23 protein-coding genes and 4 pseudogenes are annotated in these 25,113 nt (G+C 63.9%); 12 read left to right on the top strand and 15 right to left on the bottom strand.

Annotated elements, in window-relative coordinates; genetic code table 11:
* The first annotated feature begins 197 nt into the window (after window positions 1–197).
* Complete coding sequence (locus RHIBR816_RS0120895; protein ID WP_018238544.1) at window positions 198–767, top strand: DinB family protein; 570 nt, start codon at window positions 198–200, stop codon at window positions 765–767.
* Between the two features lie 93 nt (window positions 768–860).
* On the opposite strand, the gene RHIBR816_RS0120890 is transcribed toward RHIBR816_RS0120895, so the two are convergent.
* Window positions 861–1,349, bottom strand: coding sequence for a RidA family protein (locus RHIBR816_RS0120890; RefSeq protein WP_018238543.1), 489 nt, complete (start codon window positions 1,347–1,349; stop codon window positions 861–863).
* A 196-nt stretch (window positions 1,350–1,545) separates the two neighbouring features.
* Here RHIBR816_RS0120890 and RHIBR816_RS0120885 point away from each other — a divergent pair, with 196 nt between their 5' ends.
* Window positions 1,546–2,244 (top strand): TetR/AcrR family transcriptional regulator, encoded by a 699-nt coding sequence (locus tag RHIBR816_RS0120885; RefSeq protein ID WP_026187256.1) that lies wholly within the window; start codon window positions 1,546–1,548, stop codon window positions 2,242–2,244.
* Window positions 2,245–2,536: 292 nt separating this feature from the next.
* On the opposite strand, the gene RHIBR816_RS0120880 is transcribed toward RHIBR816_RS0120885, so the two are convergent.
* Window positions 2,537–6,145 (bottom strand): hydantoinase B/oxoprolinase family protein, encoded by a 3,609-nt coding sequence (locus RHIBR816_RS0120880; RefSeq protein WP_084811288.1) that lies wholly within the window; start codon window positions 6,143–6,145, stop codon window positions 2,537–2,539.
* 113 nt (window positions 6,146–6,258) lie between these two features.
* Here RHIBR816_RS0120880 and RHIBR816_RS0120875 point away from each other — a divergent pair, with 113 nt between their 5' ends.
* Together RHIBR816_RS0120875 and RHIBR816_RS0120870 are read left to right on the top strand one after the other, a co-directional pair.
* Window positions 6,259–6,843, top strand: coding sequence for a winged helix DNA-binding protein (locus tag RHIBR816_RS0120875; protein WP_018238540.1), 585 nt, complete (start codon window positions 6,259–6,261; stop codon window positions 6,841–6,843).
* 234 nt (window positions 6,844–7,077) lie between these two features.
* Window positions 7,078–7,506, top strand: a complete 429-nt coding sequence (locus tag RHIBR816_RS0120870; RefSeq protein ID WP_026187254.1) for a potassium channel family protein — start codon at window positions 7,078–7,080, stop codon at window positions 7,504–7,506.
* Window positions 7,507–7,551: 45 nt separating this feature from the next.
* Here RHIBR816_RS0120870 and cax read toward each other — a convergent pair whose 3' ends face one another.
* From cax to RHIBR816_RS0120855, 3 genes are all read right to left on the bottom strand, one after another.
* Complete coding sequence (cax, locus tag RHIBR816_RS0120865) at window positions 7,552–8,697, bottom strand: calcium/proton exchanger (protein ID WP_018238538.1); 1,146 nt, start codon at window positions 8,695–8,697, stop codon at window positions 7,552–7,554.
* A gap of 69 nt (window positions 8,698–8,766) precedes the next feature.
* Window positions 8,767–9,717 (bottom strand): DUF2950 domain-containing protein, encoded by a 951-nt coding sequence (locus RHIBR816_RS0120860; protein WP_018238537.1) that lies wholly within the window; start codon window positions 9,715–9,717, stop codon window positions 8,767–8,769.
* A gap of 21 nt (window positions 9,718–9,738) precedes the next feature.
* The gene (locus RHIBR816_RS0120855; RefSeq protein ID WP_018238536.1) at window positions 9,739–11,148 is read right to left on the bottom strand and encodes a DUF3300 domain-containing protein; all 1,410 of its coding nucleotides are present in this window, start codon (window positions 11,146–11,148) and stop codon (window positions 9,739–9,741) included.
* A 264-nt stretch (window positions 11,149–11,412) separates the two neighbouring features.
* On the opposite strand from RHIBR816_RS0120855, the gene RHIBR816_RS0120850 reads away from it, so the two are divergent.
* The 5 genes from RHIBR816_RS0120850 (at window position 11,413) to RHIBR816_RS0120830 (ending at window position 16,371) form a co-directional block, all read left to right on the top strand.
* The gene (locus RHIBR816_RS0120850) at window positions 11,413–12,204 is read left to right on the top strand and encodes a pseudouridine synthase (RefSeq protein WP_026187253.1); all 792 of its coding nucleotides are present in this window, start codon (window positions 11,413–11,415) and stop codon (window positions 12,202–12,204) included.
* Between the two features lie 206 nt (window positions 12,205–12,410).
* On the top strand, window positions 12,411–13,388 hold the full coding sequence (locus tag RHIBR816_RS0120845; protein ID WP_018238534.1) for a tripartite tricarboxylate transporter substrate-binding protein: 978 nt from the start codon (window positions 12,411–12,413) through the stop codon (window positions 13,386–13,388).
* A 336-nt stretch (window positions 13,389–13,724) separates the two neighbouring features.
* The gene (locus RHIBR816_RS0120840; protein ID WP_018238533.1) at window positions 13,725–14,186 is read left to right on the top strand and encodes a tripartite tricarboxylate transporter TctB family protein; all 462 of its coding nucleotides are present in this window, start codon (window positions 13,725–13,727) and stop codon (window positions 14,184–14,186) included.
* Between the two features lie 10 nt (window positions 14,187–14,196).
* Complete coding sequence (locus RHIBR816_RS0120835; RefSeq protein WP_018238532.1) at window positions 14,197–15,702, top strand: tripartite tricarboxylate transporter permease; 1,506 nt, start codon at window positions 14,197–14,199, stop codon at window positions 15,700–15,702.
* Between the two features lie 201 nt (window positions 15,703–15,903).
* Entirely contained in the window at window positions 15,904–16,371 is a 468-nt protein-coding gene (locus tag RHIBR816_RS0120830; RefSeq protein WP_018238531.1) for a group III truncated hemoglobin, read from the top strand.
* A gap of 23 nt (window positions 16,372–16,394) precedes the next feature.
* On the opposite strand, the gene recX is transcribed toward RHIBR816_RS0120830, so the two are convergent.
* The 7 genes and pseudogenes from recX to RHIBR816_RS0120795 form a co-directional block, all read right to left on the bottom strand.
* Window positions 16,395–16,949: a recombination regulator RecX gene (gene recX / locus RHIBR816_RS0120825; protein WP_018238530.1), complete on the bottom strand. Its 555-nt coding sequence runs from the start codon at window positions 16,947–16,949 to the stop codon at window positions 16,395–16,397.
* A gap of 136 nt (window positions 16,950–17,085) precedes the next feature.
* Window positions 17,086–17,298 (bottom strand): annotated as a pseudogene (locus RHIBR816_RS36270) (4-diphosphocytidyl-2C-methyl-D-erythritol kinase); the annotation flags it as partial.
* Between the two features lie 123 nt (window positions 17,299–17,421).
* A complete protein-coding gene (locus RHIBR816_RS0120815; protein WP_018238528.1) occupies window positions 17,422–17,676 on the bottom strand; it encodes a YMGG-like glycine zipper-containing protein in 255 nt (84 codons plus the stop codon).
* A 241-nt stretch (window positions 17,677–17,917) separates the two neighbouring features.
* Window positions 17,918–18,134: pseudogene (locus tag RHIBR816_RS38495) on the bottom strand (type II toxin-antitoxin system RelE/ParE family toxin); the annotation flags it as partial.
* A 101-nt stretch (window positions 18,135–18,235) separates the two neighbouring features.
* A complete protein-coding gene (locus tag RHIBR816_RS0120805) occupies window positions 18,236–18,994 on the bottom strand; it encodes a sulfite exporter TauE/SafE family protein (RefSeq protein ID WP_018238526.1) in 759 nt (252 codons plus the stop codon).
* A gap of 234 nt (window positions 18,995–19,228) precedes the next feature.
* Window positions 19,229–19,714, bottom strand: coding sequence for a transcription elongation factor GreA (gene greA, locus RHIBR816_RS0120800; protein ID WP_018238525.1), 486 nt, complete (start codon window positions 19,712–19,714; stop codon window positions 19,229–19,231).
* Between the two features lie 121 nt (window positions 19,715–19,835).
* Window positions 19,836–20,132: an antibiotic biosynthesis monooxygenase gene (locus RHIBR816_RS0120795; protein WP_018238524.1), complete on the bottom strand. Its 297-nt coding sequence runs from the start codon at window positions 20,130–20,132 to the stop codon at window positions 19,836–19,838.
* Window positions 20,133–20,389: 257 nt separating this feature from the next.
* Here RHIBR816_RS0120795 and RHIBR816_RS0120790 point away from each other — a divergent pair, with 257 nt between their 5' ends.
* Window positions 20,390–20,971 (top strand): cysteine hydrolase family protein, encoded by a 582-nt coding sequence (locus RHIBR816_RS0120790; protein WP_026187252.1) that lies wholly within the window; start codon window positions 20,390–20,392, stop codon window positions 20,969–20,971.
* A 16-nt stretch (window positions 20,972–20,987) separates the two neighbouring features.
* Here RHIBR816_RS0120790 and RHIBR816_RS0120785 read toward each other — a convergent pair.
* Window positions 20,988–21,284, bottom strand: a pseudogene (locus RHIBR816_RS0120785) (hypothetical protein); the annotation flags it as partial.
* Between the two features lie 97 nt (window positions 21,285–21,381).
* Window positions 21,382–22,311 (bottom strand): annotated as a pseudogene (locus tag RHIBR816_RS34455) (formylglycine-generating enzyme family protein).
* 297 nt (window positions 22,312–22,608) lie between these two features.
* On the opposite strand from RHIBR816_RS34455, the gene RHIBR816_RS0120775 reads away from it, so the two are divergent.
* Together RHIBR816_RS0120775 and RHIBR816_RS0120770 are read left to right on the top strand one after the other, a co-directional pair.
* The gene (locus tag RHIBR816_RS0120775; protein WP_018238521.1) at window positions 22,609–23,082 is read left to right on the top strand and encodes a VOC family protein; all 474 of its coding nucleotides are present in this window, start codon (window positions 22,609–22,611) and stop codon (window positions 23,080–23,082) included.
* A 59-nt stretch (window positions 23,083–23,141) separates the two neighbouring features.
* Window positions 23,142–23,681, top strand: coding sequence for a GrpB family protein (locus tag RHIBR816_RS0120770; protein WP_018238520.1), 540 nt, complete (start codon window positions 23,142–23,144; stop codon window positions 23,679–23,681).
* Between the two features lie 56 nt (window positions 23,682–23,737).
* Here the strand turns inward: RHIBR816_RS0120770 and RHIBR816_RS0120765 are convergent, their stop codons facing one another.
* Complete coding sequence (locus RHIBR816_RS0120765) at window positions 23,738–24,529, bottom strand: hypothetical protein (protein WP_018238519.1); 792 nt, start codon at window positions 24,527–24,529, stop codon at window positions 23,738–23,740.
* Window positions 24,530–25,113 lie beyond the last annotated feature (584 nt).

Genomic DNA, 25,113 nt, shown 5'->3' with positions numbered 1-25,113 from the left:
CCTTAGCGCGTCCGTTTGGACGCGCGGCGCTGTAGAGAAGGCGCCGAGCAGATTACATCGCCGCCTGCAAGGCCGGCAAATCGGTCTTCGGGGACTGACGCCAAAGGCCGACCGCGGCGGCACGCATGCGTCTTCACGTTGACACGACCCGCTGCAACCGCCACAAAGGCCAAGGCCTAAGGACGAAGCAACCAGGGATGGATGGCGTGGCCCCTTTGCCGGATCTCATCTGCCGGCCCTATCGCCAGCTTGCGCGCAACGCACGGCTCGCCAATGCGCGCCTTGATCGCGCCTGCATGGCGCTGTCGCCGGGGGAATGGGAAGCGACCCGGACGTCGTTCTTTCCGTCGCTCAAGGAGACGATGGTTCACCTGCTCGACGCCGATCGATACTATATCGACACGCTGCGGGGCGAACTGGCCGGCCCGCCATCGCCGGGCAGCCGCGCGACGGCCGCAGAATTCTCCGCCGAGCGGGCGGACGTCGACGACTGGCTGATCGCGTTCTGCGAAACCCTGACGGCGCGGGCGCTATCAAGTCGGATCAGTATCCCCTGGCCCGACAGGACGCTGACGGAAACCGTCGCCGATACCCTCCTCCATGTCTTCCTGCATGGCCAGCACCATCGCGGCCAGATCCACGCGATGCTGTCCGGCACCAGCGTTCCGCCGCCGCAGATCGATGAATTCATCCTGGCGGACAATGGCGACGCGCGGGTGGAGGACCTGCGAGCCCTGGGCTGGAGCGAGGCGCGCTTGACTCAATAGGCTGAGACAAGAGCGGCGCCCGTAGCTGCCCGGCATAGCCGGCTGAACCTCAGCCGGCCTTAAGCCGTATAAGCCAAGAGCCCAAACACCGCGCTAGTCAAGCACGACCACGGCTTCCACCTCGAAGAGCATGGGGTCGATGGCAAGCTTGGGGACGGGAATAAGAGTCTGCGCCGGCAGCGCCTCGCCGAACATTTCCTTGACGTTCTCGGTCAGCACCCCGAGCTTGGACATATCGTGATCGACCACGAAAACCGTGAGCTTGGCGACCTGATCCGGCCTCGCACCAAGCGAATCGAGGGCGGCACGCAAGTTTGCGTAGGCCTGCTTAACCTGGACAGCGAAGTCGGGCGACAAGGCTCCGGTGCTGTCCTGGCCGCCCTGTCCGGAGATGTAGGCCAATCGGGCTTCGCGGGGCACAATCACCGCGGTGCTGTAGCCATTCGGCGTCGGGTCGTAAAGATTTCGCGGATTGACGATGGTCAGCTTGAGATCATTCTCATTCGCTGTCGTCCGAGTGGGAACTCCAATAGTCATGGTGATTAGCCCTCCGATAAGCAGATGCTTGATGGTGCGTGACATGATTTCTTTCTCTTGGCTCTGAAGACTGCGAGCAACGTTCCCTCGCGGCCCGCAGGATTGAGCTTTTGACTCATCGCCGCATGACTCGTACGGCGTACGATTCAATCGCATCGTACATCGTACGAGTCAACCATTCAGAATCGACATTGGTCGCATTGTCGGCTTAAATCGACGGCGTGATAAGCAAGGAAGACGGATGGCAGCCAAACGTAGCGGCGCTCAGAGCAAACGGTCTCAACGGAAAGGTCTGTCACTCCGGTCCGTGCAGGAGTCGCGCAGTGAACCGCCTCTTTCTCTGGAACGCATCGTGGCGACCGCGGTCGAACTGCTGGACGCCCAGGGAGTCGACGGATTGACGATGCGTCGGCTGGCCGATCGCCTCGGCTCGGGCGCGATGAGCCTGTATTGGCACGTCGCCAACAAAGAGGAGGTTTATGACCTGGCGCTCGACTCGGTGCTCGAATATCGCGGACCGCCGCAAATCGCTGAGTCTCGAGATTGGCGCGGAGAAGTCGTTCATATGCTCGAAGACTGGCGCGCCATCATGCTGCGACATCCTTGGTCGGCGCTGCTGTTGCCGCGCCGGGCGCTCGGCCCGAACATCCTCGGTCGCCTGGAACTCTTGAGCAAGACCTTGGCCGGGGCCGGTGTGGCGGACGCAGATTTGAACGTCGCGATATGGTCGCTCTGGAACTATGTGATGGGCGCTACCGTCACCCGGGCGAGCTTCGACCTCTCGGACGACGACAGGGCCGCCGCGCAGCAGCGCCTTACACGTCTCAGCGAACACTACCCGACGATCGAACGCTCTCGTCTGCTGTTGGATAACGATTGGGACGGCGCTTTCAGGAAGGGCCTCGACTTCCTGCTTGATGGGCTGGCACCGATGCAATGAACATTCGCCAATTCCTGCTCATGGCGCAAGCCGGTCAGTTGTCGGCGGTGGCATTTGCCAGCCAATGCAGAATGTCTACACCGTCCCCACTACAGCGCCGTGCGTCTCATCAGACGCACAAAGGACGCTGTAGCACTTTGAATTGCGATCCCTACGCAACTCCCGGCAAATTGGAGCCCCGGCCGTTCGAGTACCTGTTGCAGGCTTTGCTGGCAACGCTTGAAGCGACGCGGCGGCGAACCGCCGCCACGGAGAACGCGCCGTCTTTTCCGATCCGGCCTGCAGTCACAGCTCAATTCTTCCCGTAACCGCCACCGGTCGGCGTCACCACCGTGAAGGCCTCACCCGCCTCCAGGACGGTATGGGCAGAGCCCGGCAGTTCGTCGATGCGGCCGTCGTTGCGCCGGACATAATTGCGGCCGAGTTCGCCCGGTTTGCCGCCCTTGAGCCCGAAGGGTTGGACGCGGCGGTGGCCGGAGAGGATCGCAAAGTCCAGCTGCTCGCGGGCGCGGATCGTCCTTTGCGTGCCGTCGCCCGCCGACCATTTGCCGCGACCGCCGGAACCCTTGCGGATGTGAAAATCCTCGAGCACCACCGGGAACCGCGTCTCGAGGATTTCCGGATCGGTGAGGCGCGAATTGGTCATGTGTGTGTGAACCGCGTCGGCGCCGTTGTAACCCGGCCCCGCCGGCGCGCCGGAGCAGATCGTCTCGTAATACTGGTAGCTGGCATTGCCGAAGGTCAGGTTGTTCATCGTGCCTTGCGCGGCCGCCTGCGCCTCGACGGCGCCGAACAGGCAATTGGTCACCGCCTGGCTGACCTCGACATTGCCGGCGACGACCGCCGCCGGATAGCGCGGCGTCAGCATCGTGCCTTCCGGAATGACGATGCGGATGGGGCGCAGGCAGCCGGCATTCATCGGAATATCCGCCTCGACCAGCACCCGGAAGACATAGAGCACCGCCGCCCGCGTCACCGGTTCCGGCGCGTTGAAATTGTCGGCGCGCTGCTCGGAAGTGCCGGTGAAGTCGACCGTCGCCTCGCGCCTTTCGCGGTCGATGGAGATTTTCGCGACGACCCGGCAGCCCTGGTCCATCTCGTAGGAGAATTCGCCGTCGCGGAGCTGGTCGAGCACGCGCCTCACGCTTTCGGCGGCATTGTCCTGGACGTGGCCCATATAGGCCTCGACCACGTCTTCGCCGAACTGGGCGATCATCTTCTTGAGCTCCGCCACACCCTTCTCGTTGGCGGCGACCTGCGCCTTCAGGTCGTTGACGTTCTGGAGGATGTTGCGCACCGGATAGCGCGCGCCGGTGAGCAGCGCTTCAAGCTCGGCTTCGCAGAAGCGGCCGGCATCGATGAGCTTGAAGTTGTCGATATAGACGCCTTCCTCCTCGATATTGGTGGCGAGCGGCGACATCGAACCCGGCGAAATGCCGCCGATATCCGCATGGTGGCCGCGGCTTGCCACCCAGAAGCGGATCGCCCGGCCCTCGTCGTCGAAGACCGGCGTGCAGACGGTCAGGTCCGGCAGATGCGTGCCGCCGTTATAGGGGGCGTTGATTAGGAACACGTCGCCCGGATGGATCACCGGGTTCTCACGGATCGCGGTGGCGACGGACGCATCCATCGAGCCGAGATGCACCGGCATGTGCGGCGCATTGGCGACGAGGTTGCCCTCACTGTCGAAGACCGCGCAGGAAAAATCGAGCCGTTCCTTGATGTTAACCGAATAGGCGGTGTTCTGCAGCGTCACGCCCATCTGCTCGGCGATCGACATGAAGAGGTTGTTGAAGATCTCCAGCATCACCGGGTCGGCCCTGGTGCCGATCGCCGTTCGCGCCGGCAGCGGTTTGACGCGCGTGAGCACGATGTGGTCCTTGGCCGTCAGTTCTGCCTGCCAACCGTCCTCGACGACGATCGTCTGGTTGGCTTCGACGATGATCGCCGGACCTGCGAGCCGCTGGCCGGGCGAGAATTCGGCGCGCAGCAGCACCGGCGCGTCGTGGAACGCGCCCTGCGAATAGAACCGGGTTCGCCGGCCAACGACTGCCTCGCCGGATGCGGTCGCCAGCCCGTCCGCCTCCATCTCCGCGGCGCCGCCGCCGACCGTCTCGACCTCGGCGGCATCGATCACCAGCGGCTTGTTCTCGGCGATGAAGCCAAAGCGGCGCCTGTGCAGCATCTCGAATTCGGCGCGGAGCCGCGTCGCATCGTCATTCGATGGAAATCTCGCCTCGACGGCGAGCACCGTGTCCGTGCCGGCATAGCGGATATGGGCGCGCAGATGCGTGCGGATGCGCTGGCGCTCGATGCCTTGCGCCTCGAGCTCGGCAAGGCATTCCGTTTGCAGTTCCGCGCCGAGTCCGGCAAGTGCTGCCGGCGCGGCATCGTCGAGCGCCACGCCGAGCGCCTTCTGCCGCGTCGCGCGGATATCGGCGAGACCCATGCCGTAGGCGGACAAGAGCCCCGACATCGGATGCAGCAGGATGCTCGTCATGCCGAGCGCGTCGGCGACGAGGCAGGCGTGCTGGCCGCCGGCGCCGCCGAAGCAGTTCAGCGCGTAGCGCGTCACGTCGTAACCGCGCTGCACGGAAATCTTCTTGATCGCCTCGACCATGTTGGCAACCGCAATGCGGATGAAGCCGTCGGCGACGTCCTCCGGGCTGCGACCGTCGCCGATCTCGGCCGCGAGTACTGCGAACCGCGCCCGCACCGCCTCGACGTCGAGCGGCAGGTTCTGCTCCGGCCCGAAGATCACCGGGAAGAATTCCGGCATCAGCTTGCCGAGCATGACATTGGCATCGGTGACGGCGAGCGGCCCGCCATTGCGGTAGCACGCCGGGCCGGGATTGGCGCCGGCCGAATCCGGGCCGACGCGGAAGCGTTCGCCGTCGAAATGGAGGATCGAGCCGCCGCCGGCGGCGACCGTGTGGATCAGCATCATCGGCGCCCGCACGCGCACGCCGGCAACTTCCGTCTCGAAAGCGCGCTCGTACTCGCCGTCGAAATGGGCGACGTCGGTCGAAGTGCCGCCCATGTCGAAACCGATGACGCGGTCGAAGCCTGCCGCCTCGCCGGTTCTGGCAAGGCCGACGACGCCGCCCGCCGGCCCGGACAGGATCGCGTCCTTGCCCTGGAACAGGCCGGCCGCCGTCAGGCCTCCCGAAGACATCATGAACATCAGCCGGGCGCCGGAGCGTGCCACGTCGAGCTCCTCGGACACCTGCGCCACATAGCGGCCGAGCACCGGCGAGAGATAGGCGTCGATGACCGTCGTGTCGCCGCGGCCGACATATTTGACGAGCGGCGAGACCTCGTGGCTGACCGAGACCTGCTCGAAGCCGATCTGCCGGGCGATGCGGGCGACCGCCGCCTCGTGCTCGGGATAGCGATAGGCATGCATGAAGACGATCGCGACCGCCCGGTAGCCCTTCGCCTTCAGCGCCTCCAACGCCCGGTGTGCTTCGGCCTCGTCGAGCGTCCTTTCGACCGTGCCGTCGGCAAGCACGCGTTCGTCGAGCTCGACGATGTCCGAATAGAGCGCGTCCGGCTTGACGATCTCGGTGGCAAAGATCTTCTTGCGCTCCTGGTAACCGATCCTCAGCGCATCGCGGAAGCCGCGCGTCGTGATCAGCGCCATCGGTTCGCCCTTGCGCTCGAGCAGCGCATTGGTGGCGACCGTCGTGCCCATCCTGACTTCGCCGATCAGACCTGCGGGCACCGGCTCGCCGGGGCCAAGACCGAGATGCAGGCGGATGCCGTGAACGGCCGCGTCCCGGTAGGCGCCCGGGTTTTCGGACAAGACCTTCAGCGCATGCAGGCGCCCTTCAGGGTCGCGGCCGATCACGTCGGTGAAAGTGCCGCCGCGATCCACCCAGAAGTCCCACATCGCCGTCATCTCCAATCCCTTCTCGCCTCGGGGCGCCGTCCAGCATGAGCGCGCATAAGAGCAGTTTATTGACAATTTGTCGATAAAATGTTGTCGTTGAGGCTGAGCAAGAGGGTGCGCCGATGACCAGGAAGCGGGAACAAAGCCGCGAGACACGCGACTGGGCCGAGACCGGCCCGCCCGACCATCTGCAACGCGTCAACGCCATCGGCCCGATCGTTTCGTCGGCTCACCTTGCCGAAGGCGGGTCGCCGGGCCTTTCCGAAGTCGAATACGGCCTGATCCTCGCCTCGCACGCCTTCCACCGCTGGATGGTGCGCTGCATGGCGGCGGCCGGCGTTCCCGGCCTTTCGCCGATGGAGATCATGATCCTCCACACGATCCGCCACCGCGACCGCGGAAAGAAGCTTTCCGACATCTGCCTGGTCCTCGACATCGAGGACACCCATGTCGCGACCTATGCGATCCGCAAGCTCGAGGCGGCGGGCCTGGTGACAACCGGCAGGCAGGGCAAGGAGAAGACGATCCAGATCACCGTAAATGGCGCCGAAGCCTGCGGCCGCTACGCCCATATCCGCGAGCGCCTGCTCGTCGCCTCGACCGCCAAGGCCCGCCCCTCGGAAGGAACCCTTTCGGAAATCGCCGCCGCGTTGCGCTTCCTGTCCGGCGCCTATGAGCAATCGGCGCGCGCCGCGACGACGCTGTGAGGGATGCGCCGGCGAGCGGGCTCGGTCCCCTGTTCACCGGTGGCATGACCTTTGCTACACTACAGCGCCGTGCGTCTTATCAGACACACACAGGTCGCTGTAGCACTTTGAGTTACTGCATGTTTTTGTCCTGAATCGGGTACGATTCAGGACAAAAACATGCAGTAGCAACCGCAAGCTGGCGGCGGCGGCAGGTGCGCCTTCTGGTCGGCTCGCAATCCGGTGGAGGTGTCGGTGATATTTCGGCTTGCGCTCGCCTGCTGCCTCATCGCTGCAACCGTCGTCATACAGGCGTTTTTCATGTCCGCCGGCCTCGGCGCCTTCCGCCGGGCGGAACGGCAGCGCGGCGAGCTTTTGATCCGCTACCCGACATTCGTCACGGTGGCCTGGGTTATCTATCTGATCGTCCCCATTCTCATCGATGTCAGCCTGTGGGCGGGCTTCTACTACTTTTCGAAAGCTCTCCCGAGCTATGACGATGCGTTCTACTTCTCGACCGTGACCTTCACCACAGTCGGCTATGGCGACATCGTCCTTGGCGAGGACTGGCGCCAGGTCGCCACCTTCGAGGCGATCAATGGCTGGATCATTTTCGGATGGGCAACGGCCCTGATGATGGCGGTCATCCAGCGCCTGTATTTTCGGCCCCCGTCCGGGCATTGACAACAGCGGCCCCCGCCTGCTCGCGGTCATCGCGCCCCGTTGCCGTCACGTCGGCGCCGCCGGGGGCAGAAGAAACAGCGTCAGCCCGAAAATGGCATAGACCGCCAGCGCCATGACGCCCATGTACCAGGCGCCGCGCCCGCCATTGGAGAGAAGCGTCGCGGCCATCGTCGCGACGAGCATCATGGTGACTGCGCCCGGCCAGAACTGCAGCGACATCGGTTGTGGGCCGACGAAATAGCTGACGAGCACGAGGATGGGCGCCACGAAAAGGGCGATCTGCGCGGCGCTCCCGAGCGCAATGCCGACGCTGAGATCGAGGCGATTGCCGCGCGCCGCCGAGAAGGCTGTTGTCATTTCCGCGGCTCCCCCCACGAGCGCCACGACGATGAAACCGACGAAGGCCGGCGTCATCCCAAGGTGCTCGGCCGCGACCTGGACCGAACCGACGAAGATCTCGCTGACCAGCGCGACCAGCAGCGTCACGACGATCAACACGGCGACGCTCACTGAAAGCGGCCACGATGACTCGTGCGCGTCGGCATGGCCGACGCTGACGAACAGCTCCTTATGTGTCTTCAGGGAGAAGAGCATGCCGAGCGCATAGACGGCGATGAGAAGGATTGCGAGCCCCAGGCTCAACTGCTGGGAGAAACCGGCGGCCGGTGCCTGATCCACTTCGCTGATCAGCGAGGGCACGAGAATGGCGATCGTCGCCAGGAACAGGAGGCAGGCCTGGAAGCGTGCATTCACCCGGTTGAATTCTTGCACGTGATGCTTGAGGCCGCCGAAGAGGAACGCACCGCCCAGCATGAAGAGCGTGTTGGTGACGATCGCGCCGGCAAGCGAGGCCTTGACCAGCAGATATTGGCCGGCTTGCAGGGCGGCGAGCGAGATCACCAGCTCGGTCAGATTGCCGAGGGTGGCGTTGAGCAGGCCGCCGACCGCGTCTCCCGTCCTGGTGGCGACCGCCTCGGTCGCCCGGCTCAGCAGCGCCGCCAGGGGTACGATCGCCACGACAGACAGGAGAAACAAGAGCGTATGCGCATCCGGCGAGACCCGCTCCAGAAGCACGACGACGGGTACGAAAACGATGAGCGCAAGCAGCGGCGCTTGCCGAACCTCGGATGTGACTCTTGCGAGCGCAGAGCGTTGCGGCGCGACGGGACGTCTTCCCTCGAGATTGCTCATTGACCATCCTCCGGGATCCTCGGAGCACCCAACGTCATCCCGTAAGGGTCACTGCATGCCCGCCCCGGCTCAGTCCTTCACCACGGTCCACGTGTCGTCCGGATCGAAGCGGTCGATGAACGGCACGATCGCCTCGGTGCTCGCCCCGAGATCCCGCTCGTAGACGATGCCCTGCTGGTTGACGAGGAGGGTCTTGACGCCGGTCTCGGCATAGGTGACCGGCCAGGCGATCAGCGCGAAACCGGCGATCATGTTGTCGTTGATGACATAGTCGTACCGCCCGCCGGCGATGTTGTCGCCCTGCGAGGTCAGGATGCGGTAGCGGTAGCCGAAATAGCCCTCGCCGGCCTTCGCCTTTTCCAGCGCCGCCTCGTTGATCGCGTCGCCGACCGGGCTTTCGCCGGTGCCCTGGTCGGCCGGCCAGTAGAGCCCGTCCGTCTGGCCCTCGGTGCTGATCAGCTTCTGGGCATATTCGAGGACGCCGTCGGCGTCGCGATCCTGACTGGCATAATCCTTCTGCGCCTCGACATAGGCGCGCACCGTCTCGATCGCCTGCAGCTCATTCTCGCCGACCCGGCGGTTGACGATCTCCTCCAGCCCGACAAAGGTGTCGAAGGCCCATTTGCCGTCGTCGCCCTTGGTGATCGGGAACGGCAGCGGCCAGAGCCGGTCGCCGATCTCGATGATCTTGCGTCCGTCGAGGTCGCGCACGCGGATATTGCGGGCCGCACCTTCGCGAATTTGCGCGAAGGTCTCCATCGCGTCTTCGCCGGTCCTGAGCTTCGCCGCGTCGAGCCCCAGCAGCTTTGCCACGCCGTCGAAATCATTGGCGGCAAGCGCCGATTTGAGCGCCTCTACCGCCTTGGCCGGATCGTCGAACACCGGCGGATCCTCCTGCGCGGCATAGTCTTCGATTTTTTCCACCGGCTTCACCTGGGCGACCGCCCAGTCGACAGCAGCCGTGCCGAGCGTGAGTGCAACCGCCGATCCCAGCAGAAGCGAATGCAAGAGCTTGCTCATGGTCGTTCTCCCCTCGCCCGCCTAACGCCTGCCGCCGCGCCCGCCGCCACGGCCACCGCCGCCGCGGGCCATCGGCCTGCCGCCGCCACCGCGGCTCATCTGCGGCCGCCCGCCGCCGCGATGGCCGCCGCCCATGCTGTGGCCGCCGCGCCGCGACGAGGCCATCTCCCGCCGCCCGGAATTGACGTTGCCGAGGCCGGACGGCTTCCTCGGCCGGTTCTGCGCCTTGGCCGCCATTTTCTTCTTGCCGGCCGGCCGGTTGACAGAGGACTTCTTGCCCTTGGGCCGGTTGACGCTCGGCTTGCCGCCGTCGGCCCTCGCCTTCGCCACCGCCTGTCCGCCGCCGGGCCGCGTGGAGGGCCGTGCGGAAGCTTCCCGACGCGGTTGCGCCTTCAGCCCCTCGAGCGTGCTCTTGCGCACATCGGTGAGCCCACCGCCGCCTCCGCCCGGGCGCGCCTGCGGCCGGTCGCGGTTGATCTCGGCGGCGCGGTTGCGCAGGTTGTTGTCGCCCCTGGCCTTGATATTGTTCTTGATGTTCGTCCGGTCGAACTTGTTGAGCTGGTCGCGGTCGAAGCTGAGCTTGCTGCGGTCGACGTTCTTCCAGTCGATGTCGTTGAAGTTGAGCTTGCCGTCGAAGTCTATGTTGTTGAAGCACTTGTTGCAGTCGACGTCGATGTCGCCGTCCCAGTCGCCGCCCCAGACGCCCCAGTCGTCCCAGTCGACGATGGCGCCGAAGATCGCCCCGGTCACGGCGCCGGCGAAGAAGGCCGCGCCCGGATACCAGTAGGCCGGATAGGGTTCGTCGTAATAATCGATCGGCACCGGCGCGTAATCCGGTTCGTAGAGCATTTCCGGCGGGTACTGCGGCACATAGATGGTCTCGGGGCTCGCCGATTGGATGATGATGTTGTCACCCTCCTCGACCACCTTCATCTTGTCATCCGTCTTGATGATATCCTTGGCGACCGCCTCGTCGCGCAATTGCTGGATGGCGATCAGCACGTCTTTCTGCTGGTTGGCGATCGCCTCGCCGAAGCTCTGCGTCCATTCGAGATCCTCGCTCATCATCTTGACGATCTCGGGATAGTTGAGAAGCGAGATGACGCTGCCGTCCCAGCTTTCCTTCGGCTTCAGCTCGGGGTTCTTCTTGCGGGCCTCGAGGAAGCGTTCCGCCTCGATGATCTGCAGGGGGAAGAGCGACGCGGCCGAGACCAGCGCCACCAGCTCGTCCGGATAGAGCGCGATGCGGGCGACCAGCACCTCGAGCTCGTCGTCGGTCAGCGGCTCCGGCGCTGCCGGCTGCTCCGCGGCCGGCGCGGGCGTCGCCGGTGTCTGCTGTGCCAAGGCTGTCGAAAAGAACGAAGAGTCCGAAATCTGCAGCAGGGATGTGGCTGCCAGGGCGACAAGGCCCCCCAGAACGGACTTGTGCATGATACACGTCTCCCCCTTAAGCATCGGAGAAGGCCCGCTTTTCAGAAGCTGCGCCTTTCCGAGACGGCCCCTTAAACAAGTCTGGAGCAAGACTACCACTTGTGATCTTGATCTTGAAGCGGCAGCAATCAAAAGATTTTTTGACTCTGGTCTCTTGACGCCGGGCGTGCCAGATGACCAAGCCCACGACAGCCCCGTATGCCCTTCCCGACACACGCGGGACGCTGTAGCACTTTGAGTACGATACCCACGGAGAATCGACGGGTGAAGCAGCGCCGCCCCTCGCCAGACAGGAGACCCGCCCCAACGAAAACCGGCGGCAGCGACGCCGGAAAGCGCGTGACGCTCGCCCGGGCGCTCTCCAAGCTCGGCTACTGCTCGCGCAGCCAGGCCGAAAAGCTGATCGCCGAAGGCCGGGTCAGCGTCGGCGGCCGGAAGACCACCGACCTGTCGCACTGGGTCGACATCGACCGCGACAGGATCGCCGTCGACGGAGCCGCTATCGCGGCCGAGGCGAAGATCTATCTGATGCTGAACAAGCCGCGCGGTCTGGTGACGACGCGCGACGATCCGGAGGGGCGGCCGACGGTGTTCGATTGCCTCGGCGAGACTGATGCGCGCTTCCTCTCGCCGGTCGGCCGGCTCGACAAGGCAAGCGAGGGGCTGCTGCTCTTTACCAACGACACGGTGCTGGCGCAGCGGCTGCTCGATCCCGCCACCCATCTCGGCAAGATCTACCATGTCCAGGTTCGCGGTCTCTTCGATGCAGCCTCGACTCAGGCGATGCTGGATGGCGTGAGCGAGGGCGGCGAGGTGCTGAAGGCAACGCGTGTCCGGGGCTTGAGGAGCGGCGACAGGAACTCCTGGATTGCGGTCGAGCTCCAGGAGGGCCGCAACCGCCAGATCCGCCGCATGCTCGACGTGCTCGGCTTCGAATGCCTGCGGCTCATCCGCATCTCGATCGGCGAAATCATGCTGGGCGACCTGCCGAAGGGGGCAAACCGGCCGCTGACGGATGCAGAAATCGCGTATCTGCGGCGGCGTACCGGTTGCTGAATCGCCTCCGATGTGTGGAAATCCACCCATCCGCCAGCCCTTTTGTTTCCAAATCCACCCATGATCCGCGCCGACGCGGCGGAAATGCGCGAAACAGCCGCAGACGGCGGTTGTCTATGGTAAAATCCCGTTTGCTAATGGGTGAAACCAGGACCGGCGGGAGGAACCGTGCCGGCTGGTGGACAATATCATCCGGGAGGAAAAAGATGAAAATTCTGAACGCGCTTCTGGGCGCCGCCGCCGCCGTTTCCCTGTTCGCCGCCTCGGCCAGCGCCCAAACTTATCCGGAGCGCACGATCACCATGGTGGTGCCTTTCTCGGCCGGTGGCCCGACCGACACGGTCGCCCGCCTCGTCGCCGAATCCATGTCGAAGGACCTCGGCCAGCAGATCATCGTCGAGAACGTCGGTGGTGCCGGCGGCACGCTCGGTGCCGGCCGCGTCGCCCAGGCCGATCCCGACGGCTACACGATCCTGCTGCATCATATCGGCATGGCGACCAGCGCGACGCTCTATCGCAAGCTTGCCTATGACACGCTGAACGCCTTCGAATATGTCGGCCTCGTCACCGAGGTGCCGATGACGATCGTCGCCCGCAAGGATTTCGAGGCGACCGACCTCAAGGGCCTGATCGAATACGCCAAGGCCAACAAGGATACGGTGACGGTCGCCAATGCCGGCATCGGCGCCGCGTCGCATCTCTGCGGCATGATGTTCATGAGCGCCATCGAAACGCCGCTCACCACCGTGCCCTACAAGGGCACCGGCCCGGCGATGACCGACCTGCTCGGCGGCCAGGTCGACATCATGTGCGACCAGACGACCAACACGACGAAGCAGATCCAGGGCGGCACGATCAAGGCCTATGCCGTGACCTCGCCGAAGCGCCTGAAGATCTTCCCGGACCTTCCGACGGCCGAAGAAGCCGGGCTTGCCGGCTTCCAGGTCGGCATCTGGCATGGCGTCTATGCCCCGAAGGGCACGCCCGCCGAAGTCACCGACCGCCTGTCGAAGTCGCTGCAGAAGGCCCTCAAGGACGAGAACGTCGCGGCCCGCTTCGCAGAACTCGGCACCGAACCGTCGAGCGAGGCGGATGCGACCCCGGCGGCACTGAAGGCGAAGCTCGAAGCCGAGATCGCCCGCTGGAAGCCGGTGATCGAGGCAGCCGGCCAGTACGCCGACTAATCGGCTCCCGCGAGCCGCTGCCATTCCGTTTCTTACCATGGGGCGGGATGGCGGCGGCATCGCCTCCGACCGGTCGCGCTGTGGGGCAGCGACCGGTCGGAGAAATTGATCGGCAGCCGGAGTTGACAGGTGTCAACTTCCTCAGGACCCGCTACGGGGCAGTCAGGCTTTTCAGGCGCACAACGGTTCGCAGTGGAACTTTGAAGCGCTGCATGTTCTTATCGTTGAACCGACTCGAATTTGAGGAAACGTGCAGTAGCTTAGCCGGACAAGAAGCGAGGACATCGCCAAAGATCAGGACGCCGCGGCCGCGTCCGACACAAAAATGGGGACAAGATGAAAGCCATCTCCTTCGATACCACCAACGCGCTGTGCGGGAGTATTCTGACGGCCGTCGGTCTTTTCTTCGCCTGGCAGTCCTTCGGGCTCGAGCTCGGCACCGCCTTCCGGATGGGCCCCGGCTATTTCCCGCTGCTGCTCTCCGCCGTGCTGACGCTGCTCGGCGTCATCATCCTGGTGCAGTCTGCCCGGGTGAACCACGAGCCGATGGGGCCGATCGCCATCCGCGGCATGCTGTTCATCCTGCCGGCGCCGATCTTCTTCGGGCTGACAGTACGGGGGCTGGGCTTCGTGCCGGCCGTGTTCTTCACGGCGCTGATCGCCTGTTTCGCATCGCATCGCATGAAGCCGCTCTGGGCGGTGGCCGTCTCGCTGGGGCTGGCGATCTTCTCGGTCGCGGTCTTCAGCTACGGCCTCAACCTGCCGTTCGAACGCTTCGGCCCCTGGGTCCGGTTCTAGGAGACGGATGATGGATCTCTTCAGCAATCTTGCCCTCGGCTTTGCCACAGCCGGTTCGCCGGCGAACCTGCTCTTCTGCCTGATCGGCGTTCTGCTCGGCACGCTGATCGGCGTGCTTCCCGGCATCGGCGCCACGGCGACCATCGCCATGCTGCTGCCGATTACCTTTCAGCTCGAGCCGGTCTCGTCGCTGATCATGCTCGCCGGCATCTATTACGGCGCCCAATATGGCGGCTCGACCACGGCGATCCTGATCAACATGCCGGGCGAATCCTCCTCCGCCGTCACCGCCATCGACGGCTACCAGATGGCCCGCAACGGCCGCGCCGGCACGGCGCTGGCGGTCGCCGCGCTCGGCTCGTTCTTCGCCGGCACGGTCTCGACCTTCCTCGTCGCCCTCTTCGCGCCGCCGCTCACGGCGATCGCGCTGGAATTCGGCGCCGCCGAATATTTCTCGCTGATGATCGTCGGCCTCGTCTCCTCGGTCGCGCTGGCGCACGGCTCGGTGGTCAAGGCGCTCGCCATGGTGGCGCTCGGCCTGCTCTTGGGCCTCGTCGGCACCGACATCTACACCGGCACACCGCGCTTCACCCTGGGCATCCGCGAATATTCCGACGGCCTCAACTTCGTGGCGCTCGCGGTCGGCGTCTTCGGCATCGCCGAGATCCTGCGCAACCTTGAAAGCGAAAAAACCCGCGAAGTGCTGATGGCGAGGGTCAGCGAGTTGCTGCCGACGAAAGAGGATTTCAAGCGGATGTTCGCGCCGGTGGTGCGCGGCACGGTGATCGGCTCGGCGCTCGGCGTGCTGCCCGGCGGCGGCGCGATTCTTGCCGCCTTTGCCTCCTACACGGTGGAAAAGCGCCTCTCCGACCGGCCGGAGGAATTCGGCCGCGGCGCAATCGCCGGCGTCGCCGGGCCCGAAAGCGCCAACAATGCCGGCGCCCAGACCTCGTTCATCCCGCTGCTCACCCTCGGCATTCCGGCCAACCCGGTGATGGCGCTGATGATCGGCGCGATGATCATCCAGGGCATCGTGCCCGGCCCGAACGTGGCTACGGAGCAGCCTGCCCTCTTCTGGGGCATCATCGCTTCGATGTGGATCGGCAACCTGATGCTCGTGGTCCTCAACCTGCCGCTGATCGGGCTCTGGGTAAAACTCCTGAAGATCCCCTATTTCGTGCTCTTCCCGATCATCATGGCCTTCTGCTCGATCGGGGTCTACAGCGTCAACTCCAACGTCTTCGACCTCTATGCCGTCGCCTTCTTCGGCCTCGTCGGCTACCTGCTCCTGAAGCTGCGCTGCGAGCCGGCGCCGCTGCTGCTCGGCTTCGTGCTCGGGCCGCTGCTTGAGGAGAATCTGCGGCGCGCCATGATCCTGTCGCGTGGCGACCCGACCACCTTCGTCACCCGGCCGATCAGCGCCGTGCTGCTCGCCATCGCCGCCATCGTGCTCGTCGTCGTCTTCCTGCCGAGCGTCAAGGCCAAGCGCGAAGAGGTGTTCGTCGAGGAGGAGTGAGACGACGCTCTCTGCCAAAGCCCTTTGCGGCCCCGTGCTTCGGTGCGGGGCCGCATGCTGTTTGGGTCGTCATGACGGCATGGCCCGGCGCTCGCCGTCAAAGAAGCCCTCCGTCGTCTGACAGATTGCCGCAATCGGCGGTTCCGCCTTTGATGCCGCATCAGCACAGCCTATATGAGAGCGGCAAAGTCGGAGCGTGAAATGAACAATGAACTGCAGGGCCGTGCTGCTCCTGTCGCAGCCGACCGCGAAAGCGCGGAAGCGGAGATGAGCGCGATCGGGGTCGACGACGCCTTCATCGGCACCTTGGTCGATACGTTCTACGGCCGCGTGCTGGCGCATCCCGAACTCGGGCCGGTCTTCGACGCGCGGCTTTCGGGACGCTGGCCTGAGCATATGGAGAAGATGAAAAGCTTCTGGTCCGCCGTTGCCTTCCGCAGCGGCGCCTACGGAGGCAAGCCGGTCCAGGCGCATCTCGGCGTCGCCAACATGACGCCGGAGCTTTTCCCGAAATGGCTGGAGCTTTTTGCCGCGACGCTCGAGGACATCGCCCCGAACAATGAGGCGAAGGCCTGGTTCATGGCCACGGCGGAGCGTATCGCCCGAAGTCTGACGCTGTCGCTTTTCTACAATCCGGCGCTCGACGATCCGGCGCTCAGACGAGCCTGATCGGCTTTCGGCCGACCGCCAATTTAGAGATGGCGGCCCGCGGCCAATGCCTCTTCGGCATCATGGGCCGACATCTCGAAAACCGTCCTGCCGATGTCGAAGCCGAAGCCGGCCCTGGCAAAGGCGGAGAGCTCCTTTGCCTTTCGTTTTTCGTCCAGCTCACACTTACGGAACGGCCCGAAGGCACGCTTTCGGGCAAGCACGAGGGCTGCGTACAGGTCGTCCGCCTCGGCGATGGCGGCCGCGACCGTATCGTTGGCGACACCCTTCTGCGACAGCCTCTGCGCGATCTGGCGCTTCGACTTGCCGCCGCGCATGCCCGAACGGGTGCTGATTTCGGCATAGGCCGTATCGTCGAGCGCCCTGTTGTCATGGGCGAACTTCACGGCGGAGTCGGCGAGCGCCTTGACCTGCGCTTCGCTGATGTCGTCGAACTTCTGCCGGGCCTTTCGCGATATCGCGTCGAAGAGCTGCTTCTCCGTATGCATCCGGCGTTCGAGGCGATAGATGGCCGAATTGCGCGCCCATGAGAACATGCGCGGCGTCGGCGTGTCGGATTGCTGCGTCTCTTCGCCCAAGTCCAGCCTGGATCTCCCGTTCGTTTGCGACCTTGCACGGTCGAGGCCGGCACCTAGTCGCGGCGAAAGACTCGATCATGGATCCATACAGGCGAAGCCCTCCGATTTCAAACCAACCAACGGGACCGGATCCAGCTCATCCCTTCAGCGTGCCGCCCGCCGCCACGATCGCTTCCGGCGTGTCGAGATCGAGGCGGGCTGCGGCTCCGAGCTCGACATCGATGACCGGCACGCCGGACCGCTCGACAATGTGCCTTGCTCCGACGTCGCCAACGAGTTTGCCGACGTCACCAAAGGTGCCTTTCGGCAAGACGGCCGGGTTGCCGGGCTGACCGTCGGCGACGGCGCGCCATCGCGGGCGAAGGCCAGGATCTCGCCCGCGTCGTCGGTCAGGACGGCAGGCTGCGGAACCGGCAACTCCTCGTCAGCTTTGTCGAAAGTCCTTCTCCGTAGGCGCCGAGATGAGCTGCTGTCATCGGCAGCGTGCTTCGTATCGGCGCCCGTAGCGATCGCGATAGATGCAGTAGCCCTCGCGCTCCCGGGAGCGGCCTATCAAGTTGCCCATAATTCCACCGGCCACAGCGCCGATAGCCGCGCCGCCCCAGCTGTCACTCACAACGCCTCCGATGATGGCGCCGGTTCCCGCACCGATTGCGGTCGCTCGCTCTGTCTGAGTGCAGGACGCAAGGGTACCAATCATTCCAATGGCAATGACAAGCTTTCTCATGCTTTCACCCCTTTGCTCGACATCAACCTGGACGTTTCACCGCTTTGCATCCTCAGCGTGAGGCCTAGCATCTACGCAACGCTCGCAATTGTCGATAGTGTCGACTCCCATAGGCGGAAGGGGTTGTCCCGGGTGGTCGCGCAGCCGACCCCGGGGCGCGATTGGAATGGACTGGACGGTGCTGATCCTCGAGCCGTCCCGGCCCTTCTCAACATTTGTGCGCTCAGCTCCCTGCCCACGGCTAGCTTCCTCCAACGGCGGGAATGTCCGAGCGGTCAGTGACGTTCGGTTCCTGCATCCATTGAGGCATGTCCCGCTTGGCATGCAGCACGCGCCAAACGTCGACATGATCTGGCTGGGTTGCGATAGAAAATGAGATAGGGATATCGCTTCACGGAGACGCTCCGCAGGTCGGGCAGCCCCAATTCGTATGCATACCGCAACGATCCGGATTCGGGGCGCCGTTGCCATGCGCGGCGGGCAGACCGCGGCAAGGGAGCCGGGCCGCCTCGTCTCGGTTGCATGAGGCACGGCATTGTCCGCAAGACGCCGTTCCCTGTCAGGCGACCAGCGTCATCCCGTAATCCGCGATCAGCTTCAGCGATAGAAGAAGCAACGATACCTGGACGACCCGGAAGAAGAGGCCGTCCGGCAGGATTTCCGTCAGCCTCTTGCCGATGGCCGTTCCGAGGATCGCGGCCGGCGCCAGCCCCAGCATGAGCCGGACATCGAGATTTGCGAACTGCTGCAATTCCCAATAGGGAACGATCTTGGCGGCATTGATGATTGCAAAAAGGATCGTCGACGTGCCGGCGAATTTCATCTTCTCCAGATGCTGCGGCAGGACGTACATCTGGTAGGGCGGGCCTCCCGAATGGGAGACGAAACTCGTCAGCCCCGTCAGCACGCCCCAGAACAGGCCGCCCGGAACGTGCCCTTGCCTGGGCGACCGGCGGTAGCGCGCGCCCATCCACATGTTGAGGCAGAACAGGACGCCGACCACGCCGACCAGCATGCCGATGAACACGCTCGACAGATGGGCGCTGAACGCCCAGCCGATCGAGACGCCGACCAGGGACGACGGAATGAGGATGGCGAGGTTACGGCCGGAATAGCTGCGACGATAGAGGTAGAGGCCGACCATGTCGCTGGTGACATAGATCGGCAGGAGCAGCGCGGCTGCCGCCACCGGCGAGATCACAAGTGCCAGGAGAGGAACGGCGAGGGTCCCGATCGAGGGCAGACCTCCCTTGGACAGCCCGACGAAGAAGGCGGAAACCACCGCGATGGCGACGACGAGAGGAGTAGTTTCGAGCATATGTTATTCGCCTGAGTATCCGGTTTCGAAAACGGCCAGCGTGCAGGGACGCCTGCTGCTTTCTGCGCCGCCATCAGTCGACGAACTGAGGGTTCCGGTCAATGCTCTTCCTGGCGGGCGCGTTCTGGCGGTGGGGGTTCTCTTCGGACGATTTCGATGGAGTCGTCGCAGACGGGCCGCGCGGGGCAACGGGACGGAAGCTAGATCCTTGGCTAAATTGAACCAGGAAAGGCTCTAGGAAGAGATGGCGATGATCTCGAGCTCTTGATCGCCGACGCTCGCGACATCCCCGACCGCTTTACCCATGAGAATCCGTGCCACCGGCGAGACGTAGGAAATCGATCCGGCCTTGGGATCGGCTTCGTCCTCTCCAACGATGCGATAGGTCTGGATCCGCCCGTCGTCTCGGCTGAAGGTGACCGTGCTCCCAAAGGCGACAGTGTCAATTGACGTCGGTTCAGGGACAAGCTGGGCCGTGCGGACCCTTTCGGCAAAGTAGCGCAGATCACGCAAGGGGCCTGCTGCCTGTCGCCGCCGTTCGTTTACATCTTCGATCGTAGTCGTCGTATCGTAGGCCGCGCGCGCCTGCTGCACCTGCAATTCCAAAGCTTTCAGTCCCGCTTCCGTGACAAGGTTCGGATGAGGTGAAACCGGACGGTCGGGCAAAAGTGTTTCCGAAGCCGTTTCGGCACTTTCTTCCTTGACAAAGGCAACGCTCACTCTCGAACTCCGTTTTTTGAACGTAACGCGCGCTCGGCGCGGATGGGGTGAAGGCGTCTCGTCAGATAGACAAACCGGCAAGATTGATCCACGGTTTCAAAGCCCTGACCGACCGGCCGCACTATTTCGCCGACAGGACCACCCGACCCGCGACCGGGTCCGTGACGCCGAGCCCGCCGCCAAGGTCCTCGAGGGTCTCACGGAAACTGTCGAGCGTGGCAATCATCTGCGGCCGGCTCGCTGCCAGTGCCTCCATGCTTTCCCATTCCGCAACGATGCAATAGCGGCCCTCGCCGGTCTGGATGATGTTGGCGTGGCGCAAGCCGGACCAGCTGTCGGCAATGTTGCGATGGGCGTCGAGAAAGACAGTCTCCATGCCAGGCTTGACTTTGAAGCGCACGACATTGAATGCGGTCATGTCTGCCTCCGACGCGCGGGATGATGACGGGAATATTTGCGTACCCCGGGACCGGCCGACATTCCTGAAGCGGGCCGTCCCCTCATGGCTTCAAACTAGCACGCCGTCTGCCGACAGCGCCAGCCTCCGAACTCGCCGAATGGCTGGAGCGGAGCGGGAAGCAGGACAAGCAATCCGGAACTCCGCTCCACTCTTCGAGTTCTTAAAGTCATGTCCGCTTTGAGGCTCGCCCACCGAACCGGGGCGCGGAGTATGCGATGAACCCGGAAAAATGGATCCACCTGTGCGTAGACATGCAGCGCATGTTCACCGAGGCGACCCCGTGGCACGTCGCCTGGATGCCCAAGGTGTTCGACCAGATCGTCGAGGTCGCGGCTCGCTTTCCCGATCGCACCGTCTTCACGCGGTTCGTGCCGCCGTCCGCTCCGGAGGAACTGCCGGGCATGTGGCGCGCATATTACGAAAAATGGCCGATGATGACGACCACCCGACTTGAACCCGCTCTGGTGGATCTGGTTCCGGACCTGAAGCGGCTGGTTCCGCCGGCGCGCGTGTTCGACAAGACCACCTATTCGCCATGGACGAACGGCCGGCTGCATGGCGCCCTGGCTCGTGAGGACGTCGGGACACTGGTCCTGACGGGAGGCGAGACAGACATCTGCGTGCTGGCCGCCACACTCGGGGCCATCGACCTCGGCTACAAGGTCATCCTGCTGAAGGACGCGGTGTGCAGCACGACCGATCAAACGCACGATGCATCGCTGGAACTTCTCTGCAATCGCTTTTCGGTTCAGGTGAGGGTGACGAACACCGAGGAATGGCTGTCGGCATCCCTTTAGAGAGCCTGCCCGTCCGCTATTGCTCGAATGCGTAGATCTTGCGCCAATCGTTCTTCATATCGACGAGCAGCCAGCCGCGCTGAGGCGCTTCGCTCAGCGCCTTATCGAGCTTGCCGATATGCGACTGGCGGTCATAGGCCCATTCGCGATCGGCGTCGGTCTGGTGGACGATGAGGCCGAACCGCGGCCCCGGACCGGATGTCACCTCGCGGAGCATTTCGTAGTCGCCGTCCGAATTGCCGGCAGCGAAGATGGGGCGGCGGCCGATGAACTTGTTGATGCCGACCGGCTTGCCCGGCCCGTCATCGAAAAAGACATGGGCTGGCCGGTGGAGCGCCTTGCTTGCGGGCCCTTCGTGCTTCGTGGATGCAATCATGGCGGCGTCTCCTGGTAAATGGTGCCAACGCGACCTATGGCCGCCGGACGCAACGGAAGCCGATATGGGTGGCCGCCGAATTCCTTCCTGGGCATGGCGCGCGCCGCCGGCCGGTAACGGCGGCAATGGTTGGGCGCGCAAAGGTGCGATCCGCCCTTCAAGACCCGTCTCGCGATGCGAACCTCTGGCTGCGCCGGATCGCGGCTCGCCTCGGCGGTGCCGCCGCGCGGATCGACCGGAACGCAGCAGGGCGTCTCGGCCGGTGCCGGATGCTGCGTGGTCCAGTAGTCGATGGTCCACTCCCAGACGTTGCCGATCATGTCGTGGAGGCCATAACCGTTCGGCGGGAAGCTGCCGACCGGCGAGGTCCGCTCGAAGCCGTCGGGCTTCAGGTTCTCCGTCGGAAACATCCCGTGCCAGGTATTGGCCATGTAGCGTCCGCCCGGAACGAGTTCGTCGCCCCAGGCAAATTCGGCGCCTTCGCGACCGCCCTTTGCCGCGAACTCCCATTCCGCTTCAGTCGGCAGGTCCTTGCCGGCCCAGGCCGCATAGGCCAAGGCGTCGGCATAGGCGATCTGGACGACCGGATGGTCGAGTTTTCCGCGCAGATTGCTCAAGGCGCCATAGGGCCTGCGCCAGTTCGCCCCGAACTTGAAATGCCACCATTGCGATGGATCCCGGCTCAAGACCCGCTTCGGCGGATCGAAGACCACCGACCCCGCCTTCAGCATTTCGGGTCGCGCCCCCGGATAGTCCTTCGGATCCGACGGCCTCTCCGCAAGGTGACGTAGCCGCTTGCCTCCACGAATTCCGCAAACTGGCGGTTGGTCACCGGCGTGACGTCGATCCAGAACCCGCCAACCTTCACCGGATGGGCGGGCGCCTCTTTCGGATAGTGGCTGTCCGAACCCATCGTGAAGGTGCCGCCCTCGACCCACACCGGCTCGCGGGCGCTGATCTCCATCGGCGTCTCACTGCGGTGCGATCGATTAAGCGAGAGAGTCATGCGTCACCTCATCCGGCCCCGTTCGATCTTAAGCCATTCATCGTCGCGAAGCTAAACGCACTTGCCGCCGGCCCGAAAGTACCTGACGGTTACGGCCGCCCGCATCGCCGAATCCCGGTTCGCCGACCCCTTCGTTACCGCTCCATCCTCGGCGGAACGGACACTTCGGGGTGGAGAAAAACGGTTCCCTCCCTATTTCGGACGGTAGCGAATGGGAGACAAGGCCGAACGGCTTCAAAGCGAAAGGAACATGCAATGGCGAAGAATACGATCTGCCTCTGGTTCGACAAGGATGCCGAGGCTGCTGCTCGCTTCTACTGCGATACCTTTCCCGACAGCAAGGTGAGCGCCGTGCACCGTGCACCCAGCGACTACCCGTCCGGCAAGGAGGGCGACGTGTTGACGGTCGACTTCACCGTTGCCGGCATTCCTTGTCTCGGCCTCAACGGCGGGCCGATGTTCACGCATAGCGAGGCCTTCTCGTTCCAGATCGCCACCGACGACCAGGAGGAGACCGACCGCTACTGGAATGCCATCGTCGGCAATGGCGGCCAGGAAAGCGCATGCGGCTGGTGCAAGGACAAATGGGGGATTTCCTGGCAAATCACCCCGCGCGTCCTGACCGACGCGCTTGCCGCTGGCGGCGCCGAGGCAAAGCGCGCATTCGACGCCATGATGACCATGGGGAAAATCGACGTCGCCGCGATCGAGGCGGCGCGACGCGGTTGACGCTCCATCTTGTGTGATCGGACATGCCCTATTGAAAATCGAACCGAATGACTGCAGGGATGGCCGCGATAAAGGTTGCAGACTACGACCCGGCATGGCCCGGGCTATTCGAGGCGGAAAAGAGCCGGATCATGGAACTGATCGGCGACATGGTGGATGACATTCACCATGTCGGGAGTACATCGGTGGTCGGCCTTCCTTCGAAGCCCAAAATTGACATCGACACAGTGCTTCGCAGCCATGCGATGGTTGTCGAAGCAGTCGAGCGGGTGAAGGCGCATCTGGGCTTTGCCTTCCACGGCGATCCATACGGTGATGGTATGTGGACCTTCACCTCGGGCCACGGCTCCTACGGCACGCGGCTCTATCTCTGCGGGCCGGAGAACCCGACGCATGTCAAACGCATTCTGTTTCGCGATTGGCTCCGTACTCGTCCGGACGACGCAGCCGAATATGCTGCTCTGAAGCGCAAGCTGGCAACGGAGGCAAATGGCGACTGGAAATTCTACACTGGCGGCAAATCTGACTTCGTCGCCAAGATCGTGCGACAGACGTCCACCAAACTGGGGCGATCCGGAGCCCCGACGCTGAGGGGTTGATCTGTCCGCCGCACCTGCCTGGCAAAGACGCCTGCGAGCCCCGCCCCGGCCCCGATCTAGAACCGCACGACCAGACCCAGGATCGGGCCCTGCTGTACGACGTCGAAGACGAATCCGTCGTCGCTGTAGTCCACACCCAGGGCGCGGTAACCGGCGACGGCCGAGACCGTATCGTTGAACCGGTAGCCGATCGCTGCGGCGACGTCCCAGTCGAGATCGGCGCCGCCGGCGCCGACGAGGCCCCAACCGGTCAGGTAGATTTCCGGCGTGAGCGAATAGGTTGCGCGAAAACCGGCCAGCCCGTCCACCCACGTCGCCTCATCGGCTCTCGACACGCCGTCGAGAAGGCCGCCGCTGAAGGAGAGTTCGCTCTCGACCGACCAGACGCGCAAGCCGCCGACGATTTCGAGACGGCCCGAATTGTCCTCGAGCACGGAATAACCAGCCCCGAGGAAGCCGGCGAAAGTCTCGGACGTGAGCGCGACGTCATTGGCGAGAATGCCCCTCGGCGTGCCGCCCTGGCCCGAAATCTTGGTGTACATGATGTCGGTGAAGATGCTGTAGGGACCGTAGCGGGCTTCGCCGATCACCATCGCGCCGAAATCGAGGTGGTCGAATATATCGCTGAAACTGGCGTCGGCATGGACGGCCGGCAGTCCGAACTGGGCAATGTCGCCCGACAGCCCCGCCGCCCAGAAATAGGGCGCGAAGGTAAAGCTCCAGCCGCTTTCGGTCGTCGTCTGCTGGGCCTCGGGCGTCAGCGGCGAATAGATGTCGGCGGCCGTGGCACTCCCCGCAATGACGCAGATACCGAAGGATGCCAGAACTGGAAGAAGGGTGGATTTCATTGTGCCCCCAACAGTGTTCGATCAAGTGCAACCCGAATCGCCCTCAGTCTTCAACAAATAACTTACGGTTGCCAGACACGTTTCGAGACTCCGCTTTATATTGGGTCGGCTCGTTTCCTTCACTTGCAGAAAAGCTTGCACACTTCTTCGGTTGGGCGGTTAATAGTGGGCAGGAGAGAATGACCTGACTTAAAGCCTCTCCATCCCTGGTCCGAACAGCGCCGCATGACCGGATCTGCCATAGTGCTATCCAGCGTTACGTTTGCGCTCGAAAGCAATCTTTGATCGCGGCCCTGCCGTTTGCCTGCAGGACCAAGATTGAAGAGCAGCTGCGATCGGCGGGTGCGCGCTGACGCCAAAATGATGCCGGCAGCGGTCGCGAAGCGTGCGGCCGCCTCGTGCGAGGGGCACGAGGGTCTTTGCCGGCGCAACCGAGGGTTCCTCGGCTCTGCCGAACAGGCCGGGGGCAATTCATCCCGCGTACCCACCGGCAAGTTTTCCTGCAAAGTCTAGCAACAACAATGCATCCTTGAGCGCTAGTAGCCGTAGCGGTGGAAGCATGTATTGTCGAAGCGAGCTTGCGG

Origin of the sequence: Ensifer sp. BR816 (assembly GCF_000378985.1) — a bacterium.
Lineage (GTDB): Bacteria > Pseudomonadota > Alphaproteobacteria > Rhizobiales > Rhizobiaceae > Sinorhizobium.
This window is presented reverse-complemented; position numbering and strand designations above follow the sequence as displayed.

Excerpts from the sequence above, each read along its gene's own strand:
- RHIBR816_RS0120860 (WP_018238537.1), bottom strand. The coding sequence starts at position 9,717 with ATGAGCAAGCTCTTGCATTCGCTTCTGCTGGGATCGGCGGTTGCACTC.
- RHIBR816_RS0120795 (WP_018238524.1), bottom strand. The coding sequence starts at position 20,132 with ATGACCGCATTCAATGTCGTGCGCTTCAAAGTCAAGCCTGGCATGGAG.
- RHIBR816_RS0120815 (WP_018238528.1), bottom strand. The coding sequence starts at position 17,676 with ATGAGAAAGCTTGTCATTGCCATTGGAATGATTGGTACCCTTGCGTCC.
- cax (WP_018238538.1), bottom strand. The coding sequence starts at position 8,697 with ATGAGCAATCTCGAGGGAAGACGTCCCGTCGCGCCGCAACGCTCTGCG.
- RHIBR816_RS0120855 (WP_018238536.1), bottom strand. The coding sequence starts at position 11,148 with ATGCACAAGTCCGTTCTGGGGGGCCTTGTCGCCCTGGCAGCCACATCC.
- RHIBR816_RS0120770 (WP_018238520.1), top strand. The coding sequence starts at position 23,142 with ATGGCCGCGATAAAGGTTGCAGACTACGACCCGGCATGGCCCGGGCTA.
- RHIBR816_RS0120840 (WP_018238533.1), top strand. The coding sequence starts at position 13,725 with ATGAAAGCCATCTCCTTCGATACCACCAACGCGCTGTGCGGGAGTATT.
- RHIBR816_RS0120895 (WP_018238544.1), top strand. The coding sequence starts at position 198 with ATGGATGGCGTGGCCCCTTTGCCGGATCTCATCTGCCGGCCCTATCGC.
- RHIBR816_RS0120890 (WP_018238543.1), bottom strand. The coding sequence starts at position 1,349 with ATGTCACGCACCATCAAGCATCTGCTTATCGGAGGGCTAATCACCATG.
- RHIBR816_RS0120835 (WP_018238532.1), top strand. The coding sequence starts at position 14,197 with ATGGATCTCTTCAGCAATCTTGCCCTCGGCTTTGCCACAGCCGGTTCG.
- RHIBR816_RS0120790 (WP_026187252.1), top strand. The coding sequence starts at position 20,390 with ATGAACCCGGAAAAATGGATCCACCTGTGCGTAGACATGCAGCGCATG.
- RHIBR816_RS0120875 (WP_018238540.1), top strand. The coding sequence starts at position 6,259 with ATGACCAGGAAGCGGGAACAAAGCCGCGAGACACGCGACTGGGCCGAG.
- RHIBR816_RS0120765 (WP_018238519.1), bottom strand. The coding sequence starts at position 24,529 with ATGAAATCCACCCTTCTTCCAGTTCTGGCATCCTTCGGTATCTGCGTC.
- RHIBR816_RS0120885 (WP_026187256.1), top strand. The coding sequence starts at position 1,546 with ATGGCAGCCAAACGTAGCGGCGCTCAGAGCAAACGGTCTCAACGGAAA.
- RHIBR816_RS0120805 (WP_018238526.1), bottom strand. The coding sequence starts at position 18,994 with ATGCTCGAAACTACTCCTCTCGTCGTCGCCATCGCGGTGGTTTCCGCC.
- RHIBR816_RS0120830 (WP_018238531.1), top strand. The coding sequence starts at position 15,904 with ATGAACAATGAACTGCAGGGCCGTGCTGCTCCTGTCGCAGCCGACCGC.
- RHIBR816_RS0120880 (WP_084811288.1), bottom strand. The coding sequence starts at position 6,145 with ATGACGGCGATGTGGGACTTCTGGGTGGATCGCGGCGGCACTTTCACC.
- RHIBR816_RS0120775 (WP_018238521.1), top strand. The coding sequence starts at position 22,609 with ATGGCGAAGAATACGATCTGCCTCTGGTTCGACAAGGATGCCGAGGCT.
- RHIBR816_RS0120845 (WP_018238534.1), top strand. The coding sequence starts at position 12,411 with ATGAAAATTCTGAACGCGCTTCTGGGCGCCGCCGCCGCCGTTTCCCTG.